Annotated in this window: 6 protein-coding genes; 5 read left to right on the top strand and 1 reads right to left on the bottom strand. The window is 25.6% G+C overall.

What is annotated here, in order from left to right; genetic code table 11:
- Window positions 1-186: 186 nt before the first annotated feature.
- The 5 genes from H9660_RS11205 to H9660_RS11185 all read left to right on the top strand — a co-directional run bounded on the left by H9660_RS11205 (window position 187) and on the right by H9660_RS11185 (window position 5,320).
- A complete protein-coding gene (locus tag H9660_RS11205; protein WP_191750466.1) occupies window positions 187-1,308 on the top strand; it encodes a histidine kinase in 1,122 nt (373 codons plus the stop codon).
- On the top strand, window positions 1,305-1,940 hold the full coding sequence (locus H9660_RS11200; RefSeq protein WP_191750465.1) for a response regulator transcription factor: 636 nt from the start codon (window positions 1,305-1,307) through the stop codon (window positions 1,938-1,940). Before H9660_RS11205 ends, H9660_RS11200 begins: the two co-directional genes overlap by 4 nt.
- A gap of 152 nt (window positions 1,941-2,092) precedes the next feature.
- Entirely contained in the window at window positions 2,093-3,028 is a 936-nt protein-coding gene (locus H9660_RS11195; protein WP_191750464.1) for an ABC transporter ATP-binding protein, read from the top strand.
- Window positions 3,029-3,039: 11 nt separating this feature from the next.
- A complete protein-coding gene (locus H9660_RS11190) occupies window positions 3,040-4,200 on the top strand; it encodes an ABC transporter permease (protein WP_191750463.1) in 1,161 nt (386 codons plus the stop codon).
- The gene (locus H9660_RS11185) at window positions 4,175-5,320 is read left to right on the top strand and encodes an ABC transporter permease (protein ID WP_191750462.1); all 1,146 of its coding nucleotides are present in this window, start codon (window positions 4,175-4,177) and stop codon (window positions 5,318-5,320) included. Before H9660_RS11190 ends, H9660_RS11185 begins: the two co-directional genes overlap by 26 nt.
- Window positions 5,321-5,415: 95 nt before the next feature.
- Here H9660_RS11185 and H9660_RS11180 read toward each other — a convergent pair whose 3' ends face one another.
- On the bottom strand, window positions 5,416-6,876 hold the full coding sequence (locus tag H9660_RS11180; RefSeq protein WP_243190653.1) for a flotillin family protein: 1,461 nt from the start codon (window positions 6,874-6,876) through the stop codon (window positions 5,416-5,418).
- Between the last annotated feature and the right edge of the window lie 3 nt (window positions 6,877-6,879).

Raw genomic sequence — 6,879 nt, 5'->3', positions numbered from 1 at the left:
TGTAAAAAATAATATATTTAAATTATATTAGATAATTATATAAAATTAAAGACTGCTGACACTTTGTCAGCAGTCTGGAAAAACTCCCTACTTAGGGAGTTTTTTAATAATTTATTTAAGTAATTTGGACCAAATTACATCCTTAATTTTTCATTATTCATTTTTAATTCTTAATTATTTTCGGGGGTGTTTATAATAAGTAGTTTTGATATATATATTTTAATTAAGTTAATATTAAGTATATATGTAGCATGGACAAGTGTAGAAGATAAGCTTAGCTTAGTGATAGTTTCTTTTATTGTAGTTTATATTATAGTTATTTTTCTTAAAGGAATATTAGAAAATAATAAACTTTATTTCAGAGTTTTTTCTTTAATTGAGGGAGTTTTAGTATTTATATTTAGTATAAGGTATATACCATCAGCAATTTTAATGTTCAGTGTATTGGTAGCAGAATATTTTATAAAAGAAAAAAAGTATATTTTTATTTTTCCTTTTTCTATAATACCAATAGCATTTATTTTTAGTAATAATTTTAAAAATATAATTATAATATTAAGTTTAATATTAATATTAATACTTAATAATCAAAATAAAAATAGCAAAATAAAGAAATTAGATAAAATTCAAGAAGAGCAAAGGAAATTAATTTACAAATTAGAAAAAAAGATATTAGAAGATAAAAATATTCAAGAACAAATATTGCATACTGCAAGGTTAGAGGAAAGAAATAAAATATCTGCAAGACTACATGATAAAATAGGTCATACTATTTCAGGAACTTTATTTCAATTAGAAGCAATTAAAATAATTATAGATGATGACAAAAAAAGAGGCTTTTTTATGTTAGATACATGTATAGATAATTTAAGAAATGGCATGGAAGAAATAAGAATGACTCTTAGAAATATAAAACCAGCAGGAGAAGAGTTAGGAATTAATAGAGTTAAAAAGATATTAGATGAAAAAATAAAAGGGACAAGTATAAGAGGGAAAGTTTTATATAGTGGTGACTTGAAGAAAGTAGATTCAAAATTATGGATTATATTTATACAAGCTATAACAGAGTTAACAACTAATTCTTTAAAATATTCTAAAGCGGAAGTAATTACAATTAATATAGAAGTGTTAAATAAGTTTATAAAGCTTGAAGTTAAAGATAATGGAATAGGATGTGAAATTGTAAAAAAGGGTATAGGTTTAAGGAATATAGAGGAAAGCATAAGTAATATAAATGGAAAAGTAATAATAAATAATAAAGAAGGTTTTGGAGTTATTATTTTAATTCCATATTTGGGGGATATATGAGTATAAGATTAGTAATTGCAGATGATGATGCTTTAATAAGAGATAGCTTAAAAATAATTTTATCTTACGATAAGGAAATAGAAGTTTTAGAGGTATTTGAAAATGGGAAGGACTTAGTTGATTTTGTACTTGAAAATGAAACCGATATAGCTTTAGTTGATATAAGAATGCCATTAGTAAATGGGGTAAAAGCAACCTTGGAAATATCTAAGAATACAGAAACTAAAGTAATAATTTTAACTACCTTTGATGAAGATGAATATATAAGAGATGGAATTAAAAATGGTGCTAAGGGATATCTATTAAAGAATACAAGACCAGAAAAAATAATTGAAACAATAAAGCTTGTAAAAAAGGGAATAGCAGTTATACAAGAAGAAGTATTAAACAAGCTTAGTAATAATATTATTTCAAAGAATAATTATAAAAAAATAGATAAAGACTTGTTTACTGAAAGGGAATTAGATGTTATGTTAGCAATATCAGAAGGATTAAGTAATAAAGAAGTATCAAAAAAACTTTTTATATCTGAAGGAACAGTAAAAAATTATATAACATCTATACTACAAAAAACGAATTTAACCCATAGAACTCAAATAGCAATTTATTATATAAAAAACTTGGAGGATTAAGTTTTTGTATTGAGTTATAATTTATATAAGTTAAGAGAAATTTAAATGAAAAAATATATGACTTTTGTCATGGAGAAAAGGTGACCTTTGCTAGATTATTTAGCAAGGTCTTTTTAATATAATAAAAGTAAGAAGTTTAGGAGGGGTTATTTATGAAGGTAGTAGAAATAAAAGATTTAGTAAAGAAATATGATACTACAATAGCAGTTGATAATATAAATTTATCAATAGAAGAGGGAGAGATATATGGGATTTTAGGTCCAAATGGAGCAGGTAAAAGCACAACTATAAGTTTAATTTGTTCTTTATTAAATCCAAGCTTTGGTGAAATTAAAATTTTAGGTGAAGATATAAGAAAAAAATCTATTAGTATAAAAAGAAATATAGGATTAGTTCCACAAAATATAGCGCTTTATAGAAATTTTACTGCTTATGAAAATGTTAAATTCTTTGGGGAATTATATGGTTTAAGAGGACAAGAACTTAGTGAAGCAATAGATGAAGCTTTAGAGTTTACAGGACTTTTAGAATTTAAAAAGAAAAAAGCTGAAGAGTTTTCTGGTGGAATGTTAAGAAGACTTAATATAGCATGTGCTATAGTCCATAATCCTAAAATACTAATTATGGATGAACCAACTGTAGGAATAGATCCTCAATCTAGAAATAATATTATGCAGGCAGTTAAAGAGTTAAATAGAAAAGGTGTTACTATAATTTATACAACTCACTATATGGAAGAAGCAGAAAATTTATGTAGTAAAATTGCTATTATAGATAATGGTAAAATAATAGTTGAAGGTACTAAGGAAGAGTTAAAGGATATGGTTAGTGATAAACGTATTCTTAATATTGGAGTTGATAACGTATATAAAGTTAATATAGAAAATTTAAGAAATATAGAGGGTGTTATTGGTGTTTCAATTGATGAGGGAAATGTAATTATTACATCCTCTAAGGAAGTAAATAATTTAAGTAAGCTAATTAAGGAAATTTCTGAAGAAGAATTAAAAATAAATGATTTAAGGTTTAAAGAAATAACCTTAGAAACTGTATTTTTATCTTTAACAGGTAAAAAATTAAGAGATTAGGGGGAAGAAGTATGATAGCTATTATAAAAGCTACAATATTAAACTGTGTTAGAGATAGAAAAAATCTTATATTTATGATATTTTTTCCTTTATTTTTAGTTCTATTAATTGGGAGCACCTTATCTTCTTACTTTGATAAAATGAATAATAATGTTGCAATAGATAATTTATCAATTTGTTATATTGATGAAGGAGATAGTAAGATAAATGAAGTTTTTAGTACCTTTGTTGATATTATAAAAGAAAGTAAAGATATTAGTAATGTAGATATAAAAGAAATTAGTGATATTGAAGAAGGAAAGAGAGAAGTAAGAGTTAATAGAGCAATAGTTTTATATTTAAAAGATAATACTATTGAAATGTATTCAAATGATAATTCTTATGTAAAATCATCTATTGTTTATCAAATATTAAACAGCATTTCTAATAGATATAATACAATAGCAGAAGTTTATACAATTAATCCAGAAAGAGCTGAAGAAATAATAAAAAATGAAAATAATAACTTTATAGAAGAAGATAATATTCCTTATGAAAAAATTCCAGGTTCTATGGATTATTATGGTGTAGCAGAGATAGGTCTTATGTTATTTTACTTTATAAGCTATCCATTATTTACTTTAAAGGAAGATAAAAGGAGTAATATTAAAGATAGAATAAAAATATCAGGCTTATCTACACCTAAATATTATCTAGCATCATTTACTGGTTTTTTCATGTTTTCCTTTGGAGTTTCTTTAACAACTTATATATTAAGCAATATTTTATTTGATATTAATTATGGAAATAATTTATTTATAATGCCATTAGCTATGATTCCATTTTTAATTATTGTAAATGGGATTGGAACTATAATGCCTATAATATTTAAAGATAATAAGGCTGCATCAACAATATTACAAAATATAATTATACCAGTTTTATCTTTTTTAGGAGGGGGATATGTTGCTTTTGATGTAGAAAAAAAGGGGATATTTAATATAATAACTAAAATATCACCACTTAGATGGTTTAATAGTAGCGTGTTTAGATATATATATTCTGATGATAGTAGTTCATTAATAAGCTGGATTATAATTGGGATAATAGCTTTGATTTTAATAATAGTATTAATTTATTTAATAGCAGGAAGGGAGGATAATATGAATGAAGAATATATTAACGTTAATTAAAAATAATTTAAGAGTTGATATAGTTAAAAATCCCTTTGAATTCTTAATTGGATTAATAGCTCCTGTAATAATACTTTATGTAATGCTTATGGTAATTAATACAAGCTCTGGATATATAAATATTGGAGTTATCGATAATGATAATAGTAGAACAAGTAATATTATTATAAATTCTTTAAAAAATAAAGAAGGATATAATGTAAAAGTAATTAATGATAAGGATGTTGATAATTTATTTTCAGAAAAAGCTGTAAATGTAGTATTGGAAATTAAGACTGAATTTGAAAAGGATATAATAGAAGGTAATACTAATAAGGTTAAGGTTACATCAATTAAAGATGATGGAATTGGAAATTTAATTAAAGAATTTATCAATATGGAGATGGCTAATATTAATGATATTTCATTAGCTAGTAATAAAAATGAAGAGGTATATTATAAATCTATAGATAATTATAGTAAGAATATTTCTGTAAATATAAAAAAGGAAAGCCTAGGTGATTTAAATTCAGATTATTTTACAAGTCAAATATATATAGGATTTCTAATAATGTTTATGCTAATAAGAGGAATGAAGACAGCTTATAGAATATTTGATGAAAAAGATGAAAATATATATATGAGGATATTTATGGCACCAGTTAAGACAATAGAATATTATTTAGGTATTATAATAAGTGGATATATATCTATACTAATTCAAGTTATATTAGGTATAATAAGTATTAATATTCTTAATATTGAAATAGGATTAAATAACATTCAAATGTTTGTAATACTTTCATTGGTAGGATTAGTATCAATAAGTTTAGCTTTATGTTGTGGAGCTTTTGCTAAAAATAGAACAGAAGCATCTAATACATTTAATTTTGCAAATATGTTACTTCTTATGCTTGGAGGAGCCTTTGTTCCACTTGAAGTAATGCCACCTTTAATAGAAAAAATATCATATTTTACACCTATAAGATGGGCAATGAAGACTATATCAGATATACAGCAAGGCTATAGTTTTAGTGAGACTTACAAATATTTATTCATACTCTTTTTATTTTCAGTAGCATTTTTTGTAATAGCAGCTTATAAGACGGCTAAATCAGAAAAGAAAATTATGATAAACTAGTAATTAATATAATTAAATATAAGCTTTTTAGAAAAAAATTTTAAAAAAATATTGATGTAATTTTAAATTACACCAATATTTTTTTATTAGTAGAGTTAATTATCTATTTGAGTAGTTTCAGCATCAATTATATCAGCTTTAGGGATTAGGGTATCGGAAGTTGAACTTTTATTTACAAAATCATTTATAACTTTTGATAAATCAACTCCAGTTAAATCTCTTAATACTTCAAAGCCATTAGCAGCTACATCTGTTACTATTTTAGAAACCTTTGAAGCTCCTTGATTTCCACCGTTATCTATAACAGTTAACTTATCTATTTGATCTAATGGACTTGCAATTTCCTTCATTACATCTGGTAATCTATTTACTATCATTTCTACAATAGCAGCTTCTCCATATTTAGCCATAGCTTCTGCTAATCTATCTTTTGCTTCAGCTTCAGCAATTCCTTTTGCTTTAATAGCTTCTGCCTCAGCAAGCCCTCTTGCTCTTATTGCAGCTGCATCTGCTTCCGCTTGAATTTTTTTTGCTTCAGCTTCAGCGATAGCTTTAACTTTTATTGTTTCAGCTTCTGCCTCAGCTTGTTTTATTGCTTGAATTTTGCTTGCTTCGGCAGCAACTTCCACTTCATATTTTCTTGCATCTGCTGGTTTTTTTACTTCAGCAATTAATTTCTTTTCTACAACTAAAGCTTCTTTTTCAGCAAGTTCTGCTTGTTGTTCTGCAAGTAATGAGTTATTTTCTACTTCTTGTAATTTATAAGCAACGTCAGCATTAGCCTTTGCTTTATCTTGTTCTGCTCTAAATACTTCTAGTTTTAATTTCTTATCTCTTTCGCTTTGAGCAATTTCAGTTTCTGCTTCTAATTTTGCCTTTTGACCTTCTCTTGTAGCAATAGCAGTTTTAATTTCTGTATCTCTTTTTCTTTCGGCTTCAGCTATATCAGCTTCAGATTTTGCTGCTGCTATTTGAGGTTTAGCTCTATTTTCTAAATATCCACCTTGAGTACTAATTTTTAAAATTGTATAAGAAATTAATACTAATCCCATTGAACCAAGTTCATTTCTTATATCATCTTCAATTCTTTGCTCAAATGAAGATCTATCTTCGTTAATTTGTTCAACAGTTAAAGTAGATACTATACCTCTAAGTTTACCTTCTAAAATTTGTTCAACTATTGTTCTAATTACATTGACAGTGTTTTTTTCTCCACCACTACAAAATTGTTCAACAGCTTTTAATACATTTTCAGTATCGTTTTTTACTTTTACTACTGCAGTACCGACTATATTAACAAATATACCTTGTTTTGCAGGTGCTTCATTTACATCCGTTGTCATTGATATGTTTTCCAGTGAAATTGTGGAAGAAGTTTCTAGTATAGGAATCATTAGACCTCCTCGACCTAATAAAACCCTTTTTCTAAGACCTGTTATGACCATTGCCTTATCAGCAGGTACTCTTCTCCAAAAGGAAAGGAAAAGTACTATAACTACAACGACTATAATAATTATAGGCAATGCAGCAATTAAGTTTTCAAAGAAATGATTCATTGT

The organism is Clostridium gallinarum (assembly GCF_014836325.1).
In the GTDB taxonomy this organism is placed as follows: domain Bacteria; phylum Bacillota; class Clostridia; order Clostridiales; family Clostridiaceae; genus Clostridium; species Clostridium gallinarum.
This window is presented reverse-complemented; position numbering and strand designations above follow the sequence as displayed.

Bases quoted from the DNA above. Each gene is read 5' to 3' on its own strand.
- H9660_RS11180 (WP_243190653.1), bottom strand. From the start codon at position 6,876: ATGAATCATTTCTTTGAAAACTTAATTGCTGCATTGCCTATAATTATT.
- H9660_RS11185 (WP_191750462.1), top strand. From the start codon at position 4,175: ATGAAGAATATATTAACGTTAATTAAAAATAATTTAAGAGTTGATATA.
- H9660_RS11190 (WP_191750463.1), top strand. From the start codon at position 3,040: ATGATAGCTATTATAAAAGCTACAATATTAAACTGTGTTAGAGATAGA.
- H9660_RS11200 (WP_191750465.1), top strand. From the start codon at position 1,305: ATGAGTATAAGATTAGTAATTGCAGATGATGATGCTTTAATAAGAGAT.
- H9660_RS11195 (WP_191750464.1), top strand. From the start codon at position 2,093: ATGAAGGTAGTAGAAATAAAAGATTTAGTAAAGAAATATGATACTACA.